The organism is Pseudomonas syringae group sp. 247E2 (assembly GCF_032587795.1).
Classification (GTDB): Bacteria; Pseudomonadota; Gammaproteobacteria; order Pseudomonadales; family Pseudomonadaceae; genus Aquipseudomonas; species Aquipseudomonas amygdali.
In genome coordinates, this window is the sequence record NZ_JAWHPK010000007.1 from 17701 (window position 1) to 40980 (window position 23280).

Genomic DNA, 23280 nt, shown 5'->3' on the forward strand with positions numbered 1-23280 from the left:
AATCTCTGGCTAGGGTTGGAAGAAGATGCGCAGCAAAGTGACGGGCGCCCAGCGCTGGGTTGTGAAGATTGGCAGTGCCTTGCTGACCGCGGATGGCAAGGGGCTGGATCGCAACGCCATGGGTGTTTGGGTGGAGCAGATGGTGGCGCTGCATGAGGCGGGTGTCGAGCTGGTGCTGGTGTCTTCCGGGGCAGTGGCTGCCGGTATGAGCCGTCTTGGCTGGACGGCTCGACCCAGCGCCATGCATGAGCTCCAGGCTGCTGCGGCCATCGGTCAGATGGGCTTGGTACAGGCGTGGGAATCGAGTTTTGCCGAGCATGGCCGGCATACCGCGCAAATTCTGCTGACCCATGACGACCTGTCGGACCGCAAGCGCTACCTGAATGCCCGCAGTACCCTGCGCACGCTGGTCGAGCTTGGGGTTGTGCCGGTCATCAACGAAAACGACACAGTGGTCACCGACGAAATCCGTTTTGGCGATAACGACACGCTGGCGGCGCTGGTTGCCAATCTGGTCGAGGCAGATCTGCTGGTCATCCTGACTGACCGCGACGGCATGTTCGACGCTGATCCGCGCAACAACCCGGATGCACAACTCATTTACGAAGCGCGTGCCGATGATCCGGCGCTGGATGCAGTGGCGGGTGGTACGGGCGGTGCGCTGGGTCGCGGCGGCATGCAGACCAAGCTGCGTGCAGCGCGTCTGGCGGCGCGTTCCGGTGCGCATACCGTCATTGTCGGCGGGCGTATCGAGCGTGTGCTGGCGCGGCTCAAGGGTGGCGAGCGTTTGGGTACATTGCTGTCTCCCGAGCGCGGCATGCTCGCGGCGCGCAAGCAGTGGCTGGCAGGGCACCTGCAGACTCGCGGCACGCTGGTGCTGGACGATGGCGCTGTTGCGGCGCTGGCCAAGGATCAGAAAAGTCTGCTGCCGGTGGGTGTCAAGCTGGTGCAGGGCAGTTTCCGGCGTGGCGAGATGGTGGTATGCGTCGCCCCGGACGGTCGCGAGATCGCTCGTGGGCTGAGCAACTACAGTGCCATCGAAGCCCAGAAAATCATTGGTCACTCTTCCGAATCCATCGTGCGCGAGCTGGGCTACATGGCCGAGCCTGAGCTGATTCATCGGGATAACCTGATCCTCGTCTGACTCGAGGCTGCAAAAAAGGACTATTTGATGCGCTTCATGAAAAGTTTGTTGGCGGCCGCGTTGCTGATGCCGGTGTTGGTCTCGGCTGAAGAGATCGGTCAGGTGTCTACGGTGTTCAAGATGGTCGGGCCGAACGATCGCATCGTGGTCGAGGCGTTTGACGATCCCAAGGTCGACGGTGTGACGTGCTATCTGTCGCGCGCCAAGACCGGTGGCGTGAGGGGTGGTCTGGGGTTGGCCGAAGACCGTGCCGAGGCGTCCATTGCCTGTCGTCAGGTCGGGCCTATCCGCTTCAAGGAAACCCTCAAGGATGGCGATGAGGTCTTCAAGGAGCGTACGTCGCTGGTCTTCAAGACCATGCAGGTGGTGCGCTTCTTCGACAAGAAGCGCAATGCGCTGGTGTACCTGGTCTATAGCGACCGGGTCATTGAGGGCACCCCGCAGAATGCCGTGACCGCAATCCCGATCCTGCCATGGACAACCGCGCCCGCGCCTTGATGTGGCTCAGGGTTGGACGCAGAGCGTCCAGAAAGGCATGCCGACGCGGAGCGTCGCACGATAGTTGAATTATCGTTCCTCACGCTCCAGCGTGGGAATGCCTGTCGTGACGCTCTGCGTCACAAGTTCCGTTGCACCGGCTACTTTCCAGCAGGCAATAAAAAACCGACCCTGAGGTCGGTTTTTTAACAAGCGGGTCGCTTAGGCTGCAGCAGCAAGGCTCAGAGCCTTGATGTGACCGTTCAGACGACCTTTATGGCGAGCAGCCTTGTTCTTGTGGATGATGCCTTTATCGGCCATACGGTCGATAACAGGAACAGCCAGAACATAAGCGGCTTGCGCTTTTTCTGCGTCTTTTGCGTCGATGGCTTTAACTACGTTCTTGATGTAGGTACGAACCATGGAACGCAGGCTGGCGTTGTGGCTGCGACGCTTCTCAGCCTGTTTTGCACGTTTTTTGGCGGAAGGTGTGTTGGCCACCGTCGAGCTCCTCGAAAGACTTTGTGAAATAGCAAACAAAATAGGCCGCGAATCATGCCGATGAGTTGAAGTCTTGTCAAGGGCAGTTAAGGTGTTCCGCTGAGTGGTTGCTACATTTGACCGGAGGATTTATTTCCGGCCTGTGACCTGTAAACTCGCGGCCTTTGCTTCGGGCGTTTTTGCGGCGCGAAGTATCGCATAAATGGCGGGCTTAATCGCCCATCCTTTGCCAAGGCGCACAACTCTTTCAATGAATCTACTCAAGTCACTCGCCGCCGTAAGCTCTATCACCATGGTTTCCCGGGTTCTGGGCTTTGTTCGCGACACCATCATCGCGCGCACTTTCGGAGCCGGAATGGCCACCGATGCGTTCTTCATCGCCTTCAAACTGCCCAACCTGCTGCGCCGGATTTTCGCTGAGGGCGCTTTTTCCCAGGCGTTCGTGCCTATCCTGGCGGAATACAAGAGCCAGCAAGGGGAGGAGGCGACCCGCACTTTTGTCGCCTACGTCACCGGGTTGCTGACCCTGGCGCTGGCGCTGGTGACGCTGCTCGGAGTGATCTTTGCACCCTGGGTGATCTGGGCCACCGCGCCCGGCTTTGTCGACACCCCTGAGAAGTTTGCGCTGACCTCGGACCTGCTGCGGGTGACCTTTCCTTATATATTGCTGATCTCCCTGTCATCGATGGCCGGGGCGATCCTCAATACCTGGAACCGTTTCTCGGTGCCTGCATTCGTACCGACGCTGCTCAATGTCAGCATGATCTTCTTCGCGCTGTTTCTGACCCCGTACTTCGATCCCCCTGTCATGGCGCTGGGTTGGGCGGTGCTGGTCGGCGGCCTGCTACAGCTGCTCTACCAGCTGCCACACCTGAAAAAGATCGGCATGCTAGTGCTGCCGCGCCTGAATCTGCGTGATACCGGCGTCTGGCGCGTAATGAAACAGATGCTGCCCGCCATCCTTGGCGTTTCTGTCAGTCAGATTTCTCTGATCATCAATACGATATTTGCCTCGTTCCTTGTCGCCGGTTCGGTGTCATGGATGTACTACGCCGACCGTCTGATGGAATTACCCTCCGGCGTACTGGGTGTTGCGCTGGGTACGATCCTGCTGCCGATCCTATCGAAAACCTACGCGCAGCGCGATCGTCAGGAATATTCGCGGATTCTCGACTGGGGGCTGCGACTGTGTTTCGTGCTGGTCCTGCCTTGCACATTGGCGCTGGGGTTGCTCGCCGAGCCGTTGACCGTTTCGTTGTTCCAGTATGGTAGATTCGATGCGCTTGATTCAGCCATGACCCAGCGTGCTCTGGTTGCTTATTCAGTCGGGTTGCTGGGGATCATCCTGATCAAGGTGCTGGCTCCCGGCTTTTATGCCCAACAAAATATCCGCACCCCGGTGAAAATCGCGATCTTCACCCTCATAGTGACTCAGTTGCTCAACCTGGCCTTCATCGTGCCCTTGCAACATGCCGGTCTGGCGCTGGCCATTAGTGTGGGGGCGTGTATCAACGCCGGGTTGCTGTTCTGGCAGTTGCGCAAACAGGATCTGTTTCAGCCGCAACCTGGCTGGACGGTGTTTCTGTTGAAGCTGGTGGTGGCTGTTGCGGTGATGTCGGCTGTGCTGCTCGGGCTCATGCACGTCATGCCGGCGTGGGACGAAGGTCATATGCTGGAGCGCTTTCTGCGTGTGGGTGCGCTGGTTGCGGCGGGTGTCGTGACTTACTTCGCCATGCTTCTGTTGCTGGGCTTTCGCCTGAGGGATTTCGCCCGCAAGGCCATTATGTAGGCCCGGTTTGATCGTTGTTTTCTGGGGCCACGCCAAGAACCTTCATCCGGTCTTGGTGTGTTGCCTGTCGCCCACGGCCGTGTGTGGTTATAATCGGCCACTTTATGAGCAAGAAGTGCGTTATGCAGCTGGTTAGAGGCCTTCACAACCTGCGCCCCGAACATCGGGGCTGCGTCGCCACGATTGGCAATTTCGACGGCGTTCACCGCGGCCACCAGGCTATCCTGGCGCGTCTGCGCGAGCGTGCCGTCGAATTGGGTGTGCCCAGCTGTGTGGTGATTTTCGAGCCGCAGCCGCGTGAGTTCTTTGCTCCCGAGACCGCTCCGGCACGTCTGGCCCGACTGCGTGACAAACTCGAGCTGCTGAGTGCCGAAGGCGTTGACCGGGTACTTTGCCTGTCCTTCAATCAACGACTGTGCAAGCTGAGTGCCGCGAGTTTCGTCGAAACCGTGCTGATCGACGGCCTCGGCGTTCAACACCTAGAAGTAGGCGACGATTTTCGCTTCGGTTTTGACCGGGTCGGCGATTTTGACTTCCTGCAACAGGCCGGCACGACGTATGGATTTACTGTAGAAGCGGCGCAGACCGTTGAAATAGATGGCATCCGGGTCAGCAGTACCAAGGTACGCAAGGCCTTGGCTGCGTCGGATTTTGCCCTGGCCGAACGCATGCTTGGTCGTCCGTTCCAGATCACTGGACGGGTATTGCATGGTCAGAAGCTGGCGCGTCAATTGGGTACGCCCACCGCCAATGTGCAACTCAAGCGTCGTCGTGTGCCGTTGAGCGGGGTTTACCTGGTCAGCACGGAAATCGATGGCAAAACCTGGCCGGGGGTCGCCAACATCGGTGTGCGTCCGACGGTAGCGGGTGATGGCAGTGCCCACCTTGAAGTGCACCTTCTGGATTTTGCCGGCGATCTTTACGACCGGCGTTTGACGGTGGCTTTCCACCACAAGCTGCGTGATGAGCAGCGTTTCGCCTCACTGGAGGCGCTCAAGACGGCGATCAATGCGGACGTCGCCGCCGCCCGTGCCCATTGGCATGGCTAACCGCTAAACAAGAGCCTGAAATGACTGACTATAAAGCCACGCTAAACCTTCCGGACACCGCCTTCCCTATGAAGGCCGGCCTGCCCCAGCGCGAGCCGCAAACTCTGCAGCGCTGGGACAGCATTGGCCTGTACCAGAAGCTGCGCGAGATTGGCAAGGATCGTCCCAAGTTCGTCCTGCACGACGGTCCTCCGTACGCCAACGGCAATATTCACATCGGTCATGCGGTCAACAAGATTCTCAAGGACATGATCCTGCGTTCCAAGACCCTGGCGGGCTTCGATGCCCCGTACGTGCCGGGTTGGGACTGTCACGGTCTGCCGATCGAGCACAAGGTTGAAGTGACCCACGGCAAGAACCTCTCCGCAGACCGTACGCGTGAGCTGTGCCGCGCCTATGCGTCCGAGCAGATCGAAGGCCAGAAGTCAGAATTCATCCGCCTGGGTGTGCTGGGCGACTGGAGCAATCCATACCTGACCATGAACTTCGCCAACGAAGCCGGGGAAATCCGCGCGCTGGCCGAGATGGTCAAGGGCGGGTTCGTCTTCAAGGGCCTCAAGCCGGTCAACTGGTGTTTCGATTGCGGCTCGGCACTGGCTGAGGCCGAAGTCGAGTATCAGGACAAGAAGTCCTCGACCATCGACGTCGCGTTCCCGATCGCCGATGAGGCAAAACTTGCGGCGGCGTTCGGCTTGCCCGCGCTGGGCAAGCCTGCCTCCATCGTGATCTGGACCACCACACCGTGGACGATCCCTGCCAACCAGGCGCTGAACGTTCATCCCGAGTTCGAATACGCGCTGGTCGATGTCGGCGACAAACTGCTGGTACTGGCCGCCGAACTGGTCGAAAGCTGTCTGGCCCGTTACAAGCTGGAAGGCACGGTCATCGCGACCACCACCGGTCAGGCGCTGGAGCTGATCAACTTCCGCCACCCGTTCTACGACCGCCTGTCGCCAGTCTATCTGGCTGACTATGTCGAGCTGGGTGCCGGCACCGGTATCGTTCACTCCTCGCCTGCCTATGGCGTAGACGACTTCAATATCTGCAAGCAGTACGGCCTGAGCAACGACGACATCATCAGCCCGGTGCAGAGCAACGGCGTGTATGTCGAGTCGCTGGAGTTCTTCGGTGGCCAGTTCATCTTCAAGGCCAACCAGAACATCATCGACAAGCTGGTCGAAGTCGGCAGCCTGATGGACACCGAAACCATCAGCCACAGCTACATGCACTGCTGGCGCCACAAATCGCCATTGATCTACCGCGCCACTGCGCAGTGGTTCGTGGGCATGGACAAACAGCCTGAGAGCGGCGAGACCCTGCGCAAGCGTGCGGTCAAGGCCATCGAAGACACTGAGTTCGTTCCGGCATGGGGCCAGGCGCGTCTGCATTCAATGATCGCCAACCGTCCTGACTGGTGCATCTCGCGTCAGCGCAACTGGGGCGTGCCGATTCCGTTCTTCCTGCACAAGGAAAGCGGCGACCTGCACCCACGCACCGTCGAGCTGATGGAAGAAGTGGCGCAGCGTGTCGAGAAAGAGGGCATCGAAGCCTGGTTCAAGCTGGACGCCAGCGAGCTGCTGGGTGACGAGGCTGCCAAGTACGACAAGATCTCCGACACCTTGGACGTCTGGTTCGACTCGGGCACCACGCACTGGCACGTATTGCGCGGTTCGCATCCGATGGGCCATGAAAGCGGTCCACGTGCCGATCTGTACCTGGAAGGTTCCGACCAGCACCGTGGCTGGTTCCACTCGTCGCTGCTGACCGGTTGCATGCTGGACGATCACGCACCGTATCGCGAGCTGCTGACCCACGGCTTTGTGGTCGACGAGAACGGCCGCAAGATGTCCAAGTCGCTGAACAACGTGGTAGCACCGCAGAAGGTCAACGACTCGCTGGGTGCGGACATCATGCGCCTGTGGGTATCGGCGACTGACTATTCGGGCGAAATGGCCGTTTCCGACCAGATCCTGCAGCGCAGCGCCGATGCTTACCGTCGTATCCGCAACACTGCGCGCTTCCTGCTCTCCAACCTGTCGGGCTTCAACCCGGCAACCGACATCCTGCCGGCTGAAGAAATGCTCGCGCTGGACCGTTGGGCCGTGGATCGCACGCTGCTGCTGCAACGCGAGCTGCAAGAGCATTACGGCGAATACCGCTTCTGGAACGTGTACTCGAAGATCCACAACTTCTGCGTGCAGGAGCTGGGTGGGTTCTATCTGGACATCATCAAGGATCGCCAGTACACCACGGCTGCCGACAGCACCGCGCGTCGTTCCTGCCAGACCGCACTGTTCCACATCTCCGAAGCGCTGGTGCGCTGGATCGCGCCGATCCTGGCGTTCACCGCCGACGAGCTGTGGCAGTTCCTGCCAGGCGAGCGTAACGAATCGGTGATGCTCAACACCTGGTATGAAGGCCTGACTGAAATGCCTGCCGACTTCGAAATGGACCGCGCCTACTGGGAACGGATCATGGCGGTGAAGACGTCGGTCAACAAGGAAATGGAAAACCTGCGCGCGGCCAAGGCCATTGGCGGCAACCTGCAGGCCGAAGTGACCCTGTACGCTGAAGATTCGCTGGTCGCCGATCTGTCGAAGCTGAGCAACGAACTACGCTTCGTGCTGATCACCTCGACTGCCAGCGTTGCTCCATTGTTGTCTGCTCCGGCTGATGCGGTGGTTACCGAGGTCGCGGGCCTGAAACTCAAAGTGCTCAAGTCCAGCCACGCCAAGTGTGCCCGTTGCTGGCACCATCGCGAGGATGTGGGGGTAAACCCTGAGCATCCGGAAATCTGCGGCCGTTGCGTAGACAACATCAGCGGTGCAGGCGAGGTCCGTCACTATGCCTGACACCTCGTTTGGCCGTCTGGCCTGGCTGTGGTTGAGCGTGCTGGTTCTGGTCATTGACCAGGCCAGCAAGTACTACTTCGAGAACGCCTTGAGCCTGTACCAGCAGATCATTGTGATTCCGGACTTCTTCAGCTGGACCCTGGCCTATAACACCGGTGCTGCCTTCAGTTTTCTGGCAGACGGTGCCGGCTGGCAGCGCTGGTTGTTTGCCCTGATCGCCATTGTGGTCAGTGCCGTGCTGGTCGTCTGGCTCAAGCGTCTGGGGCGCGACGATACATGGTTGGCTGTTGCACTGGCGTTGGTACTTGGCGGCGCACTGGGCAACCTATACGACCGTATCGTGCTGGGCCATGTGATCGACTTCATTCTGGTCCATTGGCAGAACCGCTGGTACTTCCCGGCGTTCAATGTCGCTGACAGCGCGATCACTGTCGGCGCAATCATGCTGGCGCTGGATATGTTCAAGAGCAAGAAAACCGGAGAAACCGTCAATGACTGAGCAGTCTTCGACTCAAGGCTCGTCTGGCGAGCTGCGCATCGGTCAGAATACGCAGGTCACCTTGCACTTCGCCCTGCGTCTGGAAAACGGCGATACCGTCGACAGCACCTTCGAAAAGGCCCCGGCCACGTTCAAGGTTGGTGACGGCAACCTGTTGCCCGGTTTCGAAATGGCGATTTTCGGCTTCAAGGCGGGCGATCGTAAGACCGTGGAAATTCCGCCGGAAAACGCCTTTGGTCAGCCCAACCCACAAAACGTGCAGATCATGCCACGCTCGCAGTTTGTGGGAATGGAACTGTCCGAAGGGTTGCTGGTGATCTTCAACGACGCCGCCAATACCGAATTGCCCGGCGTGGTGAAGGCTTTCGATGATGATCAGGTAACCATCGACTTCAATCACCCGCTGGCAGGCAAGACACTGAGCTTTGAAGTGGAAATCTTCGAAGTGAAGGCGATTCTGGCTTCCTGACCTTCGCCATCAAGCCCGGCCCAGGCCGGGCTGCCCCGTACCAACCATGAGGCACAGCATGCAAATCAAACTCGCCAACCCCCGCGGCTTTTGTGCCGGAGTGGACCGCGCGATCGAAATCGTCAATCGCGCTCTGGAAGTGTTTGGTCCGCCGATTTATGTGCGCCATGAAGTCGTTCACAACAAATTTGTCGTCGAAGACCTGCGCTCTCGTGGTGCGATCTTCGTCGAAGAGCTGGACCAGGTGCCGGATGATGTCATTGTCATCTTCAGCGCCCACGGTGTTTCCCAGGCGGTGCGTACCGAAGCAGCTGGCCGTGGCCTGAAAGTATTCGATGCCACCTGTCCGCTGGTGACCAAGGTGCATATCGAGGTCGCCCGTTACAGCCGTGACGGCCGCGAGTGCATCCTGATCGGCCACGCCGGTCACCCGGAAGTCGAAGGCACCATGGGCCAGTACGACGCCAGCAATGGCGGCGCGATCTATCTGGTCGAAGACGAAGAGGACGTCGCCAGCCTGCAGGTGCGCAACCCTGATTCCTTGGCGTTCGTGACCCAGACCACCTTGTCGATGGATGACACCAGCCGGGTGATCGACGCGTTGCGCAAGCGCTTCCCGGCCATTGGCGGTCCGCGCAAGGACGACATCTGCTACGCCACGCAAAACCGTCAGGATGCGGTCAAGCAACTGGCCGACGAGTGTGACGTGGTGTTGGTAGTGGGCAGTCCGAACAGCTCCAATTCCAACCGCCTGCGCGAACTGGCCGAGCGCATGGCGACTCCGGCGTACCTCATCGACGGTGCCGAGGACATGCAACAAGGCTGGTTCGAAGGCGTCGAGCGTATTGGCATCACCGCGGGTGCGTCGGCCCCGGAAGTTCTGGTGCGTGGTGTGATCCAGCAATTGCAAGCCTGGGGCGCCACCGGTGCGGATGAACTCGCCGGTCGCGAGGAGAACATCACGTTCTCCATGCCCAAGGAATTGCGCGTCAAGTCGCTGCTCTGAAGCTGCCTACCCGCACAACGCAACATCACGCTTCGTGTCCTCTATCCTGACCCGTCCAGTCGGCGCAACTATCACGCGATAGCTGCTGACCGGCTGGTCGTTTAGGCACACATGCAACGTGCCGTTGGTTCTGTTGCGCAAGTTGCCCAGGCCGTTGAAACTCAGTCGCTCCGTCACTTTCTGGTTGCCGACCACGCGGGTCATTCCGCCATTGGCGCGCTCTACAAGCAGCGTATCGTTTTCGTCGGGGCCTTTGCCGTCCAGGTCGAGTATGATCCGCCAGCCGTTGCTCCAGTCACCGTCAATGGCATGAATCGTCACGATCTGATTGCGCGTTATAGCGGCGACTCTTGCTGACCGGATACCGCTGGCCAGCTCCTGAGCGGCGGCGAGCCCGCGACTGGATTCGATCAGTTGCTTGAAGGAAGGTGTTGCGACGTTGGCCAGAATGCCCATCAGTGCAACGACGATCAATAATTCGATCAGTGTGAACCCTGCATGCCTCATATGCTTTCCTCCCTGGAAACCGCGGTTTCAGAACCTTGCGGGCGTTCGTCGTCACAAAACAACCGTACGTCCCGCTATGGATTTTCCTGCGGCATTGCTGCCTTATAGTCGTAACGTCTAGGAGACACTCAATGCGTCATATAGCCAAGGGATTCAGCCTCATCGAATTGTTAGTCACTGTGTCCCTGGTGGGCATCCTTGCGGCTATCGCTATCCCGAGTTTCACCAGTTCCATTCAGAGCAACAAGGCCGACACCGAGCTCAGCGATTTGCAGCGGGCGCTCAACTATGCGCGACTTGAGGCGATAAACCGGGGAGTGACGGTGCGTATTGCACCGACCAGCGGGACGGCGTGGACTGGCGAATTGCAGGTTTATCTGGTTTCCGATGCCAACAAGAAGGCGCTTCGTACAGTGGCTGCAATGAGCAGCGGCGGTACGTTGGTGGCGGATCCCAATGTGGCGGCATTCGATTTCAACAATCTGGGCGGGCTAATCGCGCCGTCTTCGCTGGTAACCATGACCTACACCCGAGGCAGTACTACCAAAACCATGAGTATCTGCCTGACAGGCCGGATCGTCCTCAGTGGAAGCTGCAATGCCCAATGAAACCCGACATCGCCAGACCGGCATGACCCTGATCGAGGTGCTGGTTTCGGTACTGATCCTGGCTATAGGCCTGCTGGGGGCAGCCGCTATCCAGCTTAATGCCCTCAAATACACCGACAGTTCGGCCATGACCAGCCAGGCCAGCTTCATTGCGTACGACATGATGGATCGTATTCGGGCGAATGTTGATGGCAATGCGAGTGCCAACGGGTCGACCAATGTCCTGGCGAACTATGCCCTGGCGAGTCTGGCTACGGAGCAAGTCGCCAACCCGAACGATGCCAGGGTGCAGGATTTGTATGATTTCAAAACCAATATCGTTAATTTTGCGGGCGCAAGCGGCACGGGCAGTATTGATGTCAGCAAGGCTCCGGAGGTGACTATCATCATTGGTTGGAGCGATGCACGCGCTGCGGGTTCGAGCAATCAGGCAACAGGGAATACGACCGTCAGCCCGACCACTCAGATCTTCAAACTGGTCTCCCGGATCGGGGTCAACCCATGAGAAAACCGTCCAAAGGCTTCGGTCTGGTCGAAATCATGGTGGCGCTGGTGCTGGGGTTGGTTGTCAGCCTGGGTATCGTGCAGATATTCACTGCCGCCAGAGGCACTTATCAAAGCCAGAATGCAGCTGCCCGGATGCAGGAAGATGCCCGGTTCATACTGAGTAAACTGACTCAGGAAATCCGGATGACGGGTATGTATGGTTGCCTGAGTTTCAGCAATTACACGCCTGTAGCTCCCGCAGTCCCTTGGCCTGCTGCGCTGGATAATCCGATTCTTTGGGATAACCCGACCAAGACGCTCACCCTGGTGACGACCGATGTCGGTACCGCAGGCGGTACGCCGACCTGGACTATCGTTTCAAACTGCCAGACTACTACACAGCTCTACGCAAACAGTCGGGCACCTGCTGCGGGGGAAACGGCTTTTCCGCTGCGGCAGCTGGTTTACAAGCTTACCGGTACAAATTTGACCATCCAGTACGGTACGGGCGGCGATGTACAACCGCTATTGCAGAATGTCGCGGATTTTACAGTTTCCTTTGGAATGGCAGGCAACCCGATGTTCTATACCACGGCAGTCACCAAGGCCAATGCTGCTAACGTTCGTAGCGTTCGTATCAGTCTGACGCTGCAGGATGGGCAGAATGGCATCGTCAAGAGTCAGCAGTACAACGTTGTTGCTTACCTGCGTAATCGCTTGTGAACGGGCCGGGTATGAACAAGACCATGCATTTCACCTCAACACAGACTTACGCTTTCCCTGCCAGACAGCGCGGCATGGTGCTGCTGGTCAGTCTTGTGTTCCTGTTGCTGCTGACATTGCTGGGCATTTCCTCCATGCAGAACGCCACATTGCAGGAGAAGATGGCGGGCAGTGTGACGGTTCGTAATGTTTCGTTTCAGGCAGCCGAGGCACAGCTGCGTCTCGGTGAGTCCAGGATCATGGAGTCCAATTTTGCAATGGCAGTCTGTAACTCATTTGCTGCCTGCGCCCCGCCTGTTGATTCGACAACGGTACAGAATCCGGGGCTGGGCACTTCCGGGGTGACCTGGATCGGAACTAGCGCTGCGATGTTTGGCATTCAGAATCTGGGTACAACGCCTACGCCCATAAAACGTCCTGCAAATTGTACGGGCTCGGTAACGATGTATCGGGTAACAGCCATCGCCATTCAAGGCACCTCGCGAACGGTGCTGGAGAGTATCTATGCCAATTGCTAAGGCGCTTCGTGGTGGCTTGAAATACCTTTATGGCGCGCTGCTTGCGCTGTATCTGGCAAGCCCGGTTTATGCCTTCACGCCAGCGCAAGTGCCCCTGTTGAGCTCTCCGGCGGTGCCACCAAACCTTATGTTGCTGGTCGATAACTCGGGCAGTATGTACAACATCATCTGGGATTCAGGGTTTGACGCATCGGTCAATCGTCCGAATATTGGTTACTACTCGACTCAGTGCCTGAGTGGCTTGATTACCGTAGCGTGCCCGTTCATGAGCACCATTTCGGACGACCAGACCCTGTCGGTGGGGGATATCAACGCCAACAGCATATTTACGCTTTCACTCATGTGTCCATTTGGCGGTCGTGCAGTATTTCGCAATGGCATTCAGTACTGCCTTAATTTGCCGGATCCAGCCGGTAGCGGGCTGACCCGTTATACCGCTGATTACCTGTCTTATCTCATTGATCTGGTCAGCCCCAACTTTTTTGGTGTTCGAAACTACACCAATGGCGTAATTCCCAATGACTATCGAATGAACGTCGCGAAAACCGTGGCGACCAATCTGGTGACCAACAATACATCGCTCAGGATTGGCCTCGCGTCTTTCAACCAACCCACAAACAGTGATCCTGGTCCCGGAGGCAAGATTGCCAGGGTGGTCGCGGACCTCTCTCCGGTAGCGGTCAGCACTTATCAAACCACTGGCGTCTCTCAACAGCAGGCTACGCAGAATATTACTGACCTCAAAACGGCCATCACCAACCTGACCCCGTCAGCCAATACCCCACTGGCTGAAACCTATTACGAGATCACCCGCTACTTCCGGGGGATGACGCCGTTCTATCAAAGCGGATCGACCTATGTGAGTCCGATCCAGTACCGCTGCCAGAAAAACTATGGCGTCGTGATTACCGATGGCTTGCCCACCTATGATCGTACGTTCCCCACCAACGACCCTGACGATGTCCTGGACACCACTCGCTCGCTACCCAATTGGGATTTGAACGCAGCCAATGACGGTGCCAACCTGTCTGGCGATGGTGAGGGAGATACGCTGTATCTGGACGATCTTGCCAAGTTCGCCTATGACATCGATCTGCGCCGGGACGCTGTGACTGCCGGGGGCGACCTGACCGGCAAAAGCTGGGACACCGCAGGCTTTGTGAAACAGAATATGAGCACCTATACCATCGGGTTCACTGCATCGAATCAGATGTTGAACGATGCGACCGATGATAATCATGGCCATGGCAAATACTTCCAGGCCAATGACAGCGCGGGGCTGACATCTGCCTTGAATCTGGCATTGAGCGACATTTATGCCAAGGTCGGTTCTGGCGCAGGCGGGGCGGCAAACTCATCAACGCTCCAGTCGGGGACTCAGTTCTACCAGACGCTTTACGACCCAACCGATTGGCATGGCACTATCAAAGCCTACAACCTGGATCAGACCAATGGAGCGTTGAGTGCACCGGTCTGGACTACCGACACCGCCATCGTCAGTGGGGCAACGGCACCGGTCTTCGAATCCTGGAACGTTGCCACTCCGGGGAGGATCGCTCTGGATTACAACGCCTTCAGCACTGCTCAACAGACAGCACTGAACGCTACCTTGCCAACCAATGCCACCGGGGCAGAGCTTATCGCCTGGGCCAAGGGGACCACCAACGCGAAGTTCAGGACACGTACCCGGCTGCTGGGCGATATAGTCAACTCTTCGCTTGGTACTGCATTCCCTTCACAAAAGACCGCCGCCGACCTGACGGGTGACACCACTTACACCACCTATCTGGCCACCAAGGCAAACAGCATGACTCCCAGCATTCTGGCCAATGCCAATGACGGCTTTTTCAACGTTATCAATACCAGTGATGGTTCAAGACGATACGCCTACATGCCATCCACCGCCCTGACTTCACTGGCTACCATCGCATCGACCACTTATGGATCCGGCGTGCACAAGTTCACCGTGGATGGGCAGATTGCAGTGTTTGATACGCAATTGTCAGCCGGTTCAGCGTGGCGCACCGTCGCTTATGGTGGGACCGGGGCTGGTGGCAAGGCGTTCTTCGCAATCAAGCTATTTGAGGGGACGAGTAACACCGTCAGCGCGTTATGGGAGGTCAAGGCACCTGACACGTCCGACACCAACAACAAATTCAACAATCTTGGATATGCTTATTCCAAACCGGATGTCGCGCGGATGGCGGATGGCACCGGGATTATGGTGGTCGGGAACGGTTATGGCAGTTTCACCGGCAGAGCGTCGCTGTATGTACTGAATGCCAATACCGGGGCGTTCATTGCCGAGATCCAGACGCCGGTGCTTAACAACGAAACCGATAACGGGCTTTCTTCGGTCAAATTGCGTGTCAACGCTCAGAACGTGGTTCAGGCTGCCTACGCGGGCGACCTGAAAGGGCGGCTGTGGAAGTTCGACATGAGTGGTGCAACCGCCGCCAGCTGGAAAGTGGCTTTTGGCGGCGCGCCTTTGTTCACGGCACCGCGTGGTGCCAACCAACCGATAACGGTTCAACCCTTCGTGCTCGATCATCCGCTCAACGGCAAGATCGTTTATTTCGGGACAGGCAAGTTTCTGGAAGTTGCAGACAAGCAAACCACTGCCCTTCAGGACTTTTACGCGATATGGGATGCCGACTCCGGAACGGGTAGCACTGTCGAGGCGAACCTGCAGGCGCAGGCGGTCAATGGCAGCGTCATCAGTAACGGAACTACCTATTTCACATCGACAACCAATGATGTGGATTGGTCAGTCAAGAAAGGCTGGTACATGCCGCTCTCCGCAGTAGCACCCTATCTGGGGGAGCGAATCATTTATCCCGCGCAGACCAGTAGGGGCCGGATTATTTTCTCGACTGCATCCGTAAACTCCGCCGACCCTTGTGAAAGCACCGGCACCGGTCGTTTATTCGAGCTCAATGCCGCGACTGGCAGCATGCTTAACTATCAGGTGCTCGATACCAGCGGCGATAGCGCTATCAACAGTTCAGACCTGCTTGTCGCGGGACTGGGGTACACCGGCATCCCGGTCGTCTCAGCTATCGTCTCGGGTGCCGGGAACGGCAATGATGTGAAGATCGTTAATAACTCCACGGGCAATTCGCCTGATGTTCTGAATGAAAAGGGCGGGAGTGGCAACCAACGCATCATGTGGCGACAAATCCAATAGGGAAACGAATCATGCGAGCGATATCCAGGGGCTTTACGTTGATCGAACTCATGATCGTCGTGGCGATTGTCGGTATTCTGGCGGCCATCGCGTATCCCAGCTACACCGAGTACGTGAAGCGTACCCAGCGGTCGGCGATTGCCAGCCTGCTGTCAGAGCAGACCCAGGCGCTGGAGCGCTTTTATTCGCGAAGCAATTCGTCTACTTCTACTTATGTAGGCGCTACCGTGAGCGGAGGCAATTCCTATTACACGATAGTGCTGGTACCCACTGCCACCGACTTCACCCTGACGGCTACACCCATAGCCGGCACGCTGATGGCCGGTGACAAGTGCGGCAGTTTCGTGATCACCAACACCGGTGCGCGCAGCAACACTGGCGCTACCTCGGGCGTGACCACCAAAGACTGCTGGGGCCGCTAAAACCGTTTTTCTTGTCCCGAGACCAAGATGTCCAAGCAAAAAACAGTCATTGTCGGCGGTGGCGTCATAGGTCTGCTGACCGCCTTCAATCTCGCCTCCGAGCAGGTCAGCGTCGTTTTGCTTGATCGCTCGGGTGTCGGGCAAGAGTCTTCCTGGGCGGGCGGCGGGATTGTTTCGCCGCTTTATCCGTGGCGCTACAGCCCGGCAGTCACCGCGCTGGCGCACTGGTCGCAGGACTTCTACCCGCATCTCGCCGAGCGCTTGTTCGCACAGACCGGCATCGATCCCGAGGTTCACAGGACAGGCCTATACTGGCTCGACCTTGACGACGAACAGGCCGCGCTTGAATGGGCGGTGCGCGAGAAACGCTCATTGACCAGTGTCGATATCTCGGCGGTGCATGATGCCGTACCGGTTCTGGGGGAGGGCTATTCGCGGGCTATCTACATGGCCGATGTGGCCAACGTGCGCAATCCCCGGCTGGTCAAGTCGCTCAAGGCTGCCTTGCTGGCGATGCCCAATGTCGAGATTCGCGAGCAGTGCGAAGTCAGCGGTTTTGTGCGCGAGGGTAGCAGGGTTTCGGGCGTGAGCACGCCTTCGGGCGATGTAACCGGGGATCGGGTGATTCTGGCGGCGGGGGCGTGGAGTGGTGAACTGCTCAAGACCCTTGGTCTGGACCTGCCGGTCGAGCCGGTAAAAGGCCAGATGATTCTCTACAAGTGTGCGTCGGACTTTCTATCGAGCATGGTGCTGGCCAAAGGGCGCTACGCGATCCCGCGCCGTGACGGCCACATACTCATCGGTAGCACCCTGGAGCATGAAGGTTTCGACAAGACCACCACGCATGCCGCGCTGGAAAGCCTCAAAGCGTCGGCCATCGAATTGCTTCCGGAACTGGCCAACGCTGAGCCTGTCGCCCAATGGGCAGGCCTGCGTCCCGGTTCGCCCGAGGGCATTCCGTTCATCGGGCCCTTGGCCGGGTTTGATGGCCTGTGGCTCAACTGCGGTCATTACCGCAACGGCTTGGTGCTGGCCCCGGCTTCCTGCCAGTTGATCACTGACCTGCTGCTGAACCGCGAGCCCATTATTGATCCTGCGCCTTATACACCTTCAGGGCGTCTGCATTTACCGACTGACTGAATTCAGGCGGGCTGTGTCTCCAGTCGTCGCCCGCTGCCATCCGGCCTGATCCTGAACCAGATCGAGTACATGGCCGGCAGAAACACCAGGGTCAGCACCGTACCCGCAAAGGTGCCGCCGATCAGCGTGTAGGCCAGCGTGCCCCAGAATACCGAATGGGTGAGCGGGATAAAGGCCAGAATGGCGGCCAGCGCCGTCAGTATCACGGGGCGCGCACGTTGTACGGTAGCCTCGACCACCGCTTGAAACGGGTCGAGCCCCGCCTGCTCGTTGTGGTGTATCTGGCCAATCAGAATCAGCGTATTGCGCATCAGAATGCCGGACAGTGCGATCAGCCCGACCAGTGCATTGATGCCGAATGGCTGCTGAAAGAGAATCAGCGTAGGCACCACACCGATCAGCCCCAGCGGACTGGTCAGGAAGACCATGACCATGGCGGATATCGAACGCACCTGAAGAATCAGAATGATCAGCGTGACCGCCAGCATGATCGGAAACAATGGCAACATCGCTGTCATGGCCTTGCCGGACTCCTCGATTGAACCTGCCTGCTCGATCCGGTAACCGCTGGGCAGCTTGTCGATAATCGGCTGTAACTGTCGGGTTATGGCTGTCGACACATCCGGTGGTTGCAGGCCGTCGGCTATGTCGCCCCGCACAGTGATGGTCGGCGTGCGGTCGCGCCGTCGCATCACCGGTTCCTCCATACGCACATCAACGGTACCAATCTGCGACAGCGGAACACGTTGCCCGTCGACGCCGGTGAGGGTGAAGTCCATTATCTTCGCCGGATCAAGTCGGGTGTCGCCGGCCGAGCGGGCGACGACCTGCACGGTGCGAATATCCTCGCGCACTGCCGTAACGGGCAGACCTGTCAGGAGAAACTGCAGTTGCTGAGCCACCTGACTGGAACTCAGCCCCATGGCCTGCATACGGTCCTGTTGCAAAGTGAAATGCAGCGCCGGAGTACGTGTGCCCCAGTCGGTATTGACGGTGCGCATCATCGGGCTGGCGATCAGAACCTGTTGTACCTGCGCCGCAATGCTGCGCAGTGTTTCCGGGTCGCGTCCGGCAATACGGTAAGCGACGGGGTAGGGCGAATAGGGGCCGAAGACCAGTTGCGTGACTCTTACCTGTGCCTCGGCGGCCAGCCCCTCGGAAATAGCCTGACGCAATCGGTGCTTCAGCGTTTCACGCTGTTCCTGGCTGTCGGTGCGCACTACGATCTTGGCGAATGACGGGTCAGGCAATTCCGGCCCCATCGCCATGTAGAAGCGTGGCGCACCCTGACCAATGTAGGCGGTGACGATCCCGGCTTCCGCCTGTTCAGCCAGCCAGCTTTCCACTTTTGCAGCGGCCGCACTGGTTTGAGAAATCGAGGTGCCATAAGGCATCTGCAGTTCGATCAATACTTCAGGACGATCGGACACTGGAAAGAACTGTTTCTTGACCAGTCCCATGCCAAGCACGGCCAGCACAAAGAGCCCGATGACCGAGCCTGCTACCAGCCATTTGCCTGCAATGACGCGCGCCAGAATCCGACGGAAGCGGTTGTAGCGCGGCGTGTTGTAAAGCGCCTGATGTCCGCCTTCGATCTGCTTCACATCAGGCAACAATTTGACGCCCAGATACGGGGTGAAAAACACGGCGACCACCCACGAGGCAATCAACGCGATACCGACGATCCAGAACATGTTGCTGGTGTATTCGCCTGCCGTGGAGCGCGCGAAGCCGTTGGGCATGAAGCCGACGGCGGTGACCAGCGTGCCGGATAACATCGGCGCGGCGGTGTGGCTCCACGCGTATGCGGAAGCAGCGACGCGGTCGTATCCTTCTTCCATCTTCACCACCATCATTTCGATGGCGATGATCGCATCATCTACCAGCAGCCCGAGTGCCAGGATCAGCGAGCCCAGCGTGATCCGGTCGAAATTCTTGCCGCTCATGGCCATGATCACGAAGACCACCGCCAGGGTCAGCGGGACGGCGGCAGCAACCACCACACCCACACGCCAGCCCATGCTGATAAAACAGACCAGCATGACCACCAGCAGTGCGACGAAGAACTTGATCATGAACTCATCGACCGCCGAACTGATATTGACGGCCTGATCCGTGACCTTGCTCAGGCTCATGCCCAGTGGCAGTTCGGCGTTGATCGCGCCCACTTCCTGGTCCAGTGCCTTTCCCAGGTCCAGCCCGTTCCAGCCATCGCGCATGACAATTCCCAGCAGCAGCGCAGGCTCGCCGCCGTTGCGAATCATGAACGTCGCCGGATCTTCGTAACCGCGTTTTACTGTGGCAATGTCCGCCAGCTTCAATGTCCGGCCCTGTGCCACAACAGGCGTATCGCGAATTTTCTGCAGCTCATCGAAAGCGCCGTCGAGCCTGATAAATACCTGCGGTCCTCGGGTTTCGACCGAGCCCGCGGCAGTCAGCGCGTTCTGGTCATTCAGCGCGGCGAATACCGTCTGAGGGCTTATTCCCAGCGTTGCCAGTCGCTCGTGAGAGAACTCGACGTAGACTCGTTCGGGCTGCTCACCCACGATATTGACCTTCTTCACTCCCGGCACATGCAGCAAGCGCTGGCGCAGCGATTCGGCGTCACGCGCCAGTACGCGCTGCGGCTCGCCTTTGGCCTTCAGCGCGAACAGCGCGAAGGTGACGTCCGAATACTCGTCGTTGACCATCGGCCCGATAACCCCGGACGGAAGGGTCATGGCCTCGTCACCGATTTTCTTGCGCGCCTGATAAAACTCATCCGGCACTTGCGACGGCGGCGTGCTGTCGAGCAGAGTCAGGGTTGTGAATGCCATGCCCGGTCTGGTGTAGGTTTCAGCGCGGTCGTACCAGCGCAGCTCCTGAAGGCGTTTTTCGATCTTCTCCGCCACCTGATCCTGCATCTCCTGGGCGGTTGCTCCCGGCCAGACGGACACCACGGTCATTACCTTGACTGTAAATGCCGGGTCTTCGGCCCGGCCCAGTTTGAAAAAGGCAATGATCCCGGCCAGCGAAATCAGGCAAACAAGGAACAGGGTAATCGAGCGCTCGCGGACGGCCAGCGCTGACAGATTGAAACGGTCATTACTCATGGGCGCGCGCTCTGTGCCAAGGCCGCTTGAGCGGTCACTCTTACTGGCTGACCTTCGTGCAGAAGGTGCGCGCCAAGTGCGACTATTCGTGTGCCTGGCTTGAGCTGCGTACTGATGCTGGCTTGCTCGTCATCAAGTTGCTGAACCACTACTGGCGTCCAGTAAACCTGTGCTGGCTCCCCTTGAATGACCCAGATGCCCGGTCCCTTGCCTGCGTCATACAGCGCGCCGATTGGCACCCGCAACGTGCTTTGCCCGGCGCTATCTGCGCTGGGGATTTTCACGGTGATGGTGGTGCCCAGTGGGGCATTTGCCATCTCGCCCTCGAGTATCCAGCGAGCTTCAAAGGTGCGGGTCTGACGGTCCGCAACGTCCGACAGCTGTCGCAAACGTGTTGTGGCGTTGAGGTCCTGATTGCCGAACAGCGTGGCCTGGGCGGTAGAACCGATACGGGGGCGCAGGTTTTCCGGAAGTTGAATAACCGCTTCACGCGGTCCGGCGTGTGCCACGCGTACCACGGCTTGCCCTGCACTGACGACTTGGCCGGGCTCAACGAGGGTTTCCATGACAATGCCGTCGGCATCCGCCACAAGGTCTGCGTAGCGAGTTGCATTGAGAGCAACTTCTGCCTGCGCTTCGGCTGCACTGAGTCGAGCCTTGGCCGAATCCGCCGTCGACTTGATCTGGTCGTAGCTTGACGCTGAAATGGCGCCACTGCTGCGCAGGCTTCGGTAACGTATCTCTTCGTCTGCGGCCTGCTTTGCCTGGGCTCTAGCTGCGTTCACTGCTTCGCGTTGGGCGTTGGCAGCGAGCTTCAGGTCGGCTGGGTCGATACGCATCAACGGTTGACCGCGCTTGACTGCCTGCCCGGTATCGACAAACCGCTCCAGCACCTTGCCGGACACCCGAAAACCAAGATCGCTTTGCACCCGCGCCGCTACGGTTCCGGTGAAGGAACGGGGCTCCAGGCCGGCCTCCTGGAGGCTCGCAACGCGCACCAATGGCGCTTCTGTGCGCGGGTCCGCTGGCGTTTTTTCGTTGCAGCCGGTCAGGACAGCCGGCAGAACACTGGCGAGAGCAAGCAAAACGAATCGGTGCCGGAGCATGGGAATCTCAATGTGCAGTGATCAGTGTCTGCACTTTGATTCCAGTGACCAATTTAGTCAATAGTCACAAGTGTTGTTTTGTTAAGGCGACAGACTGCGCAGCACCAGACTGGATAACTGACTCGGCCCTTCGTCGGTGTGCTCGAAGCTGTATTGCAGCAGCAGCGGGTTGATGTAGGGGCGCATGACCAAATAGATCGCCATGACCGTTTCATCAAGAGGCGTCTTGCGCTCAAAGTCGCCGGTCTGTCGGCCTTCCTGCAGAATGTCCCGGAGAGTTGCCTTGAGGTGTTCCTCGTAAACCAGCGTCGCCTGCCAGCGTTCGGTAGCTGCCGATGTGGCGATTTCGTACAGCTTGCGGTCCTGCGAAAACAGGCGAATGCTGGCCTCAACGACTGATTTGAACATGCGTCGCAGCTTTTCCGGTGGCTGGTCCGTTTGGCTGATTGCGGCGCTGACTTCGGCCTCGATTTCACTCAGGCAGTGGGCGCAGATCATCTCACCGATGGCCTGTTTGGACTCGAAGAATTTGTAGATGTACGCCTTGGAAAAACCGATCGCCCTGGCGAGATCGGACACGGTGGTCTTGCCGTAACCGTACTGGCTGAAATGTTCGGTGGCCGCAATCACGATCTGATCACGAATCTCATGGTCCACCGGACCACGGCCTGCTGCGGGATTGCTGATGTTTTTGCTCATGGTGCGGAGCTTACTGACATTGGAGTAAGGGGACAATAAGTGACATTGTTGGGGATTGGTCACGATCATTACGGTCTCAACGCACGCGACATCCAACCGGGACCGGACGCAGAGCGTCCAGAAACGCATGCCGACGCGGAGCGTCGCACGATAGTGGAGATTATCGTTGCCCAGACACTTATCGTTCCTCACGCTCCAGCGTGGGAATGCCTTGCGTGACGCTCTGCGTCACAAATCTGCGCTGCGTCGCCTATTCAGGATAGGACGCAGAGCGTCCAGAAATGCATGCCGACGCGGAGCGTCGCACGATAGTGGAGATTTTATCGTTGCCCAGACACTTATCGTTCCTCACGCTCCAGCGTGGGAATGCCTGGGGTGACGCTCCGCGTCACAAATCTCCTCTGCGCCGCCTATTCAGGATAGGACGCAGAGCGTCCAGAAACGCATGCCGACGCGGAGCGTCGCACGATAGTGGAGATTATCGTTGCCCAGACACTTATCGTTCCTCACGCTCCAGCGTGGGAATGCCTGGGGTGACGCTCTGCGTCACAAATCTGCGCCGCGCCGCCTATTCAGGATAGGACGCAGAGCGTCCAGAAATGCATGCCGACGCGGAGCGTCGCACGATAGTGGAGATTATCGTTGCCCAGACACTTATCGTTCCTCACGCTCCAGCGTGGGAATGCCTTGCGTGACGCTCTGCGTCACAAATCTGCGCCGCGCCGCTTATTCAGGATAGGACGCAGAGCGTCCAGAAACGCATGCCGACGCGGAGCGTCGCACGATAGTGGAGATTATCGTTGCCCAGACACTTATCGTTCCTCACGCTCCGGCGTGGGAATGCCTTGCGTGACGCTCTGCGTCACAAATCTGCGCCGCGCCGCTTATTCAGGATAGGACGCAGAGCGTCCAGAAACGCATGCCGACGCGGAGCGTCGCACGATAGTGGAGATTATCGTTGCCCAGACACTTATCGTTCCTCACGCTCCAGCGTGGGAATGCCTTG

20 protein-coding genes are annotated in these 23280 nt (G+C 58.4%); 15 read left to right on the plus strand and 5 right to left on the minus strand.

Going from position 1 to position 23280, the window contains the following annotated elements; genetic code table 11:
* Positions 1-25 precede the first annotated feature (25 nt).
* Together proB and RYC18_RS07215 are read left to right on the plus strand one after the other, a co-directional pair.
* Positions 26-1144 carry a glutamate 5-kinase gene (gene proB / locus RYC18_RS07210; RefSeq protein ID WP_005746379.1) on the plus strand — a complete coding sequence of 373 codons (1119 nt, stop codon included), beginning with the start codon at positions 26-28 and terminating at the stop codon, positions 1142-1144.
* 27 nt (positions 1145-1171) lie between these two features.
* Entirely contained in the window at positions 1172-1642 is a 471-nt protein-coding gene (locus RYC18_RS07215) for a CreA family protein (RefSeq protein ID WP_005777790.1), read from the plus strand.
* 201 nt (positions 1643-1843) lie between these two features.
* Here the strand turns inward: RYC18_RS07215 and rpsT are convergent, their stop codons facing one another.
* Complete coding sequence (rpsT, locus tag RYC18_RS07220; RefSeq protein ID WP_003344603.1) at positions 1844-2122, minus strand: 30S ribosomal protein S20; 279 nt, start codon at positions 2120-2122, stop codon at positions 1844-1846.
* Between the two features lie 250 nt (positions 2123-2372).
* On the opposite strand from rpsT, the gene murJ reads away from it, so the two are divergent.
* From murJ to ispH, 6 genes are all read left to right on the plus strand, one after another.
* Positions 2373-3911: a murein biosynthesis integral membrane protein MurJ gene (gene murJ, locus RYC18_RS07225; protein ID WP_316884696.1), complete on the plus strand. Its 1539-nt coding sequence runs from the start codon at positions 2373-2375 to the stop codon at positions 3909-3911.
* Positions 3912-4033: 122 nt separating this feature from the next.
* On the plus strand, positions 4034-4960 hold the full coding sequence (ribF, locus tag RYC18_RS07230; protein WP_004659638.1) for a bifunctional riboflavin kinase/FAD synthetase: 927 nt from the start codon (positions 4034-4036) through the stop codon (positions 4958-4960).
* A gap of 20 nt (positions 4961-4980) precedes the next feature.
* Entirely contained in the window at positions 4981-7812 is a 2832-nt protein-coding gene (gene ileS / locus RYC18_RS07235; RefSeq protein WP_316884699.1) for an isoleucine--tRNA ligase, read from the plus strand.
* Entirely contained in the window at positions 7805-8311 is a 507-nt protein-coding gene (gene lspA, locus RYC18_RS07240) for a signal peptidase II (protein ID WP_004667306.1), read from the plus strand. Before ileS ends, lspA begins: the two co-directional genes overlap by 8 nt.
* Positions 8304-8780, plus strand: coding sequence for a peptidylprolyl isomerase (locus tag RYC18_RS07245; RefSeq protein WP_002551981.1), 477 nt, complete (start codon positions 8304-8306; stop codon positions 8778-8780). Before lspA ends, RYC18_RS07245 begins: the two co-directional genes overlap by 8 nt.
* Before the next feature lie 58 nt (positions 8781-8838).
* Positions 8839-9786 (plus strand): 4-hydroxy-3-methylbut-2-enyl diphosphate reductase, encoded by a 948-nt coding sequence (ispH, locus tag RYC18_RS07250; RefSeq protein WP_004659634.1) that lies wholly within the window; start codon positions 8839-8841, stop codon positions 9784-9786.
* A gap of 6 nt (positions 9787-9792) precedes the next feature.
* On the opposite strand, the gene RYC18_RS07255 is transcribed toward ispH, so the two are convergent.
* Positions 9793-10293, minus strand: a complete 501-nt coding sequence (locus RYC18_RS07255) for a GspH/FimT family pseudopilin (RefSeq protein WP_316884706.1) — start codon at positions 10291-10293, stop codon at positions 9793-9795.
* A gap of 131 nt (positions 10294-10424) precedes the next feature.
* Here RYC18_RS07255 and RYC18_RS07260 point away from each other — a divergent pair, with 131 nt between their 5' ends.
* The 7 genes from RYC18_RS07260 to thiO are packed head-to-tail and all read left to right on the plus strand — an operon-like array spanning position 10425 to position 17377.
* Positions 10425-10901: a GspH/FimT family pseudopilin gene (locus RYC18_RS07260; protein WP_004659632.1), complete on the plus strand. Its 477-nt coding sequence runs from the start codon at positions 10425-10427 to the stop codon at positions 10899-10901.
* The gene (pilV, locus tag RYC18_RS07265) at positions 10891-11406 is read left to right on the plus strand and encodes a type IV pilus modification protein PilV (RefSeq protein WP_005733840.1); all 516 of its coding nucleotides are present in this window, start codon (positions 10891-10893) and stop codon (positions 11404-11406) included. The genes RYC18_RS07260 and pilV overlap by 11 nt, the downstream gene beginning before the upstream one ends.
* Positions 11403-12110 (plus strand): PilW family protein, encoded by a 708-nt coding sequence (locus RYC18_RS07270; protein ID WP_004659630.1) that lies wholly within the window; start codon positions 11403-11405, stop codon positions 12108-12110. Before pilV ends, RYC18_RS07270 begins: the two co-directional genes overlap by 4 nt.
* Before the next feature lie 11 nt (positions 12111-12121).
* On the plus strand, positions 12122-12628 hold the full coding sequence (locus RYC18_RS07275; protein WP_029240949.1) for a PilX N-terminal domain-containing pilus assembly protein: 507 nt from the start codon (positions 12122-12124) through the stop codon (positions 12626-12628).
* A complete protein-coding gene (locus RYC18_RS07280; protein ID WP_316884712.1) occupies positions 12615-15815 on the plus strand; it encodes a pilus assembly protein in 3201 nt (1066 codons plus the stop codon). The genes RYC18_RS07275 and RYC18_RS07280 overlap by 14 nt, the downstream gene beginning before the upstream one ends.
* Positions 15816-15826: 11 nt before the next feature.
* Positions 15827-16237 carry a type IV pilin protein gene (locus tag RYC18_RS07285; RefSeq protein WP_016981459.1) on the plus strand — a complete coding sequence of 137 codons (411 nt, stop codon included), beginning with the start codon at positions 15827-15829 and terminating at the stop codon, positions 16235-16237.
* A gap of 27 nt (positions 16238-16264) precedes the next feature.
* Positions 16265-17377 (plus strand): glycine oxidase ThiO, encoded by a 1113-nt coding sequence (gene thiO, locus RYC18_RS07290; protein WP_316884717.1) that lies wholly within the window; start codon positions 16265-16267, stop codon positions 17375-17377.
* Between the two features lie 2 nt (positions 17378-17379).
* On the opposite strand, the gene RYC18_RS07295 is transcribed toward thiO, so the two are convergent.
* From RYC18_RS07295 to RYC18_RS07305, 3 genes are all read right to left on the minus strand, one after another.
* Positions 17380-20469: an efflux RND transporter permease subunit gene (locus tag RYC18_RS07295; protein ID WP_016981457.1), complete on the minus strand. Its 3090-nt coding sequence runs from the start codon at positions 20467-20469 to the stop codon at positions 17380-17382.
* Positions 20466-21575: an efflux RND transporter periplasmic adaptor subunit gene (locus RYC18_RS07300; RefSeq protein ID WP_316884720.1), complete on the minus strand. Its 1110-nt coding sequence runs from the start codon at positions 21573-21575 to the stop codon at positions 20466-20468. The genes RYC18_RS07295 and RYC18_RS07300 overlap by 4 nt, the downstream gene beginning before the upstream one ends.
* Positions 21576-21656: 81 nt before the next feature.
* On the minus strand, positions 21657-22274 hold the full coding sequence (locus RYC18_RS07305; RefSeq protein WP_002551994.1) for a TetR/AcrR family transcriptional regulator: 618 nt from the start codon (positions 22272-22274) through the stop codon (positions 21657-21659).
* Positions 22275-23280 lie beyond the last annotated feature (1006 nt).

Excerpts from the sequence above, each read along its gene's own strand:
- RYC18_RS07255 (WP_316884706.1), bottom strand. The coding sequence starts at position 10,293 with ATGAGGCATGCAGGGTTCACACTGATCGAATTATTGATCGTCGTTGCA.
- pilV (WP_005733840.1), top strand. The coding sequence starts at position 10,891 with ATGCCCAATGAAACCCGACATCGCCAGACCGGCATGACCCTGATCGAG.
- RYC18_RS07215 (WP_005777790.1), top strand. The coding sequence starts at position 1,172 with ATGCGCTTCATGAAAAGTTTGTTGGCGGCCGCGTTGCTGATGCCGGTG.
- murJ (WP_316884696.1), top strand. The coding sequence starts at position 2,373 with ATGAATCTACTCAAGTCACTCGCCGCCGTAAGCTCTATCACCATGGTT.
- ileS (WP_316884699.1), top strand. The coding sequence starts at position 4,981 with ATGACTGACTATAAAGCCACGCTAAACCTTCCGGACACCGCCTTCCCT.
- RYC18_RS07275 (WP_029240949.1), top strand. The coding sequence starts at position 12,122 with ATGAACAAGACCATGCATTTCACCTCAACACAGACTTACGCTTTCCCT.
- ispH (WP_004659634.1), top strand. The coding sequence starts at position 8,839 with ATGCAAATCAAACTCGCCAACCCCCGCGGCTTTTGTGCCGGAGTGGAC.
- RYC18_RS07305 (WP_002551994.1), bottom strand. The coding sequence starts at position 22,274 with ATGAGCAAAAACATCAGCAATCCCGCAGCAGGCCGTGGTCCGGTGGAC.
- RYC18_RS07300 (WP_316884720.1), bottom strand. The coding sequence starts at position 21,575 with ATGCTCCGGCACCGATTCGTTTTGCTTGCTCTCGCCAGTGTTCTGCCG.
- RYC18_RS07295 (WP_016981457.1), bottom strand. The coding sequence starts at position 20,469 with ATGAGTAATGACCGTTTCAATCTGTCAGCGCTGGCCGTCCGCGAGCGC.
- RYC18_RS07280 (WP_316884712.1), top strand. The coding sequence starts at position 12,615 with ATGCCAATTGCTAAGGCGCTTCGTGGTGGCTTGAAATACCTTTATGGC.
- ribF (WP_004659638.1), top strand. The coding sequence starts at position 4,034 with ATGCAGCTGGTTAGAGGCCTTCACAACCTGCGCCCCGAACATCGGGGC.
- lspA (WP_004667306.1), top strand. The coding sequence starts at position 7,805 with ATGCCTGACACCTCGTTTGGCCGTCTGGCCTGGCTGTGGTTGAGCGTG.
- proB (WP_005746379.1), top strand. The coding sequence starts at position 26 with ATGCGCAGCAAAGTGACGGGCGCCCAGCGCTGGGTTGTGAAGATTGGC.
- RYC18_RS07245 (WP_002551981.1), top strand. The coding sequence starts at position 8,304 with ATGACTGAGCAGTCTTCGACTCAAGGCTCGTCTGGCGAGCTGCGCATC.
- RYC18_RS07260 (WP_004659632.1), top strand. The coding sequence starts at position 10,425 with ATGCGTCATATAGCCAAGGGATTCAGCCTCATCGAATTGTTAGTCACT.
- RYC18_RS07270 (WP_004659630.1), top strand. The coding sequence starts at position 11,403 with ATGAGAAAACCGTCCAAAGGCTTCGGTCTGGTCGAAATCATGGTGGCG.
- RYC18_RS07285 (WP_016981459.1), top strand. The coding sequence starts at position 15,827 with ATGCGAGCGATATCCAGGGGCTTTACGTTGATCGAACTCATGATCGTC.
- thiO (WP_316884717.1), top strand. The coding sequence starts at position 16,265 with ATGTCCAAGCAAAAAACAGTCATTGTCGGCGGTGGCGTCATAGGTCTG.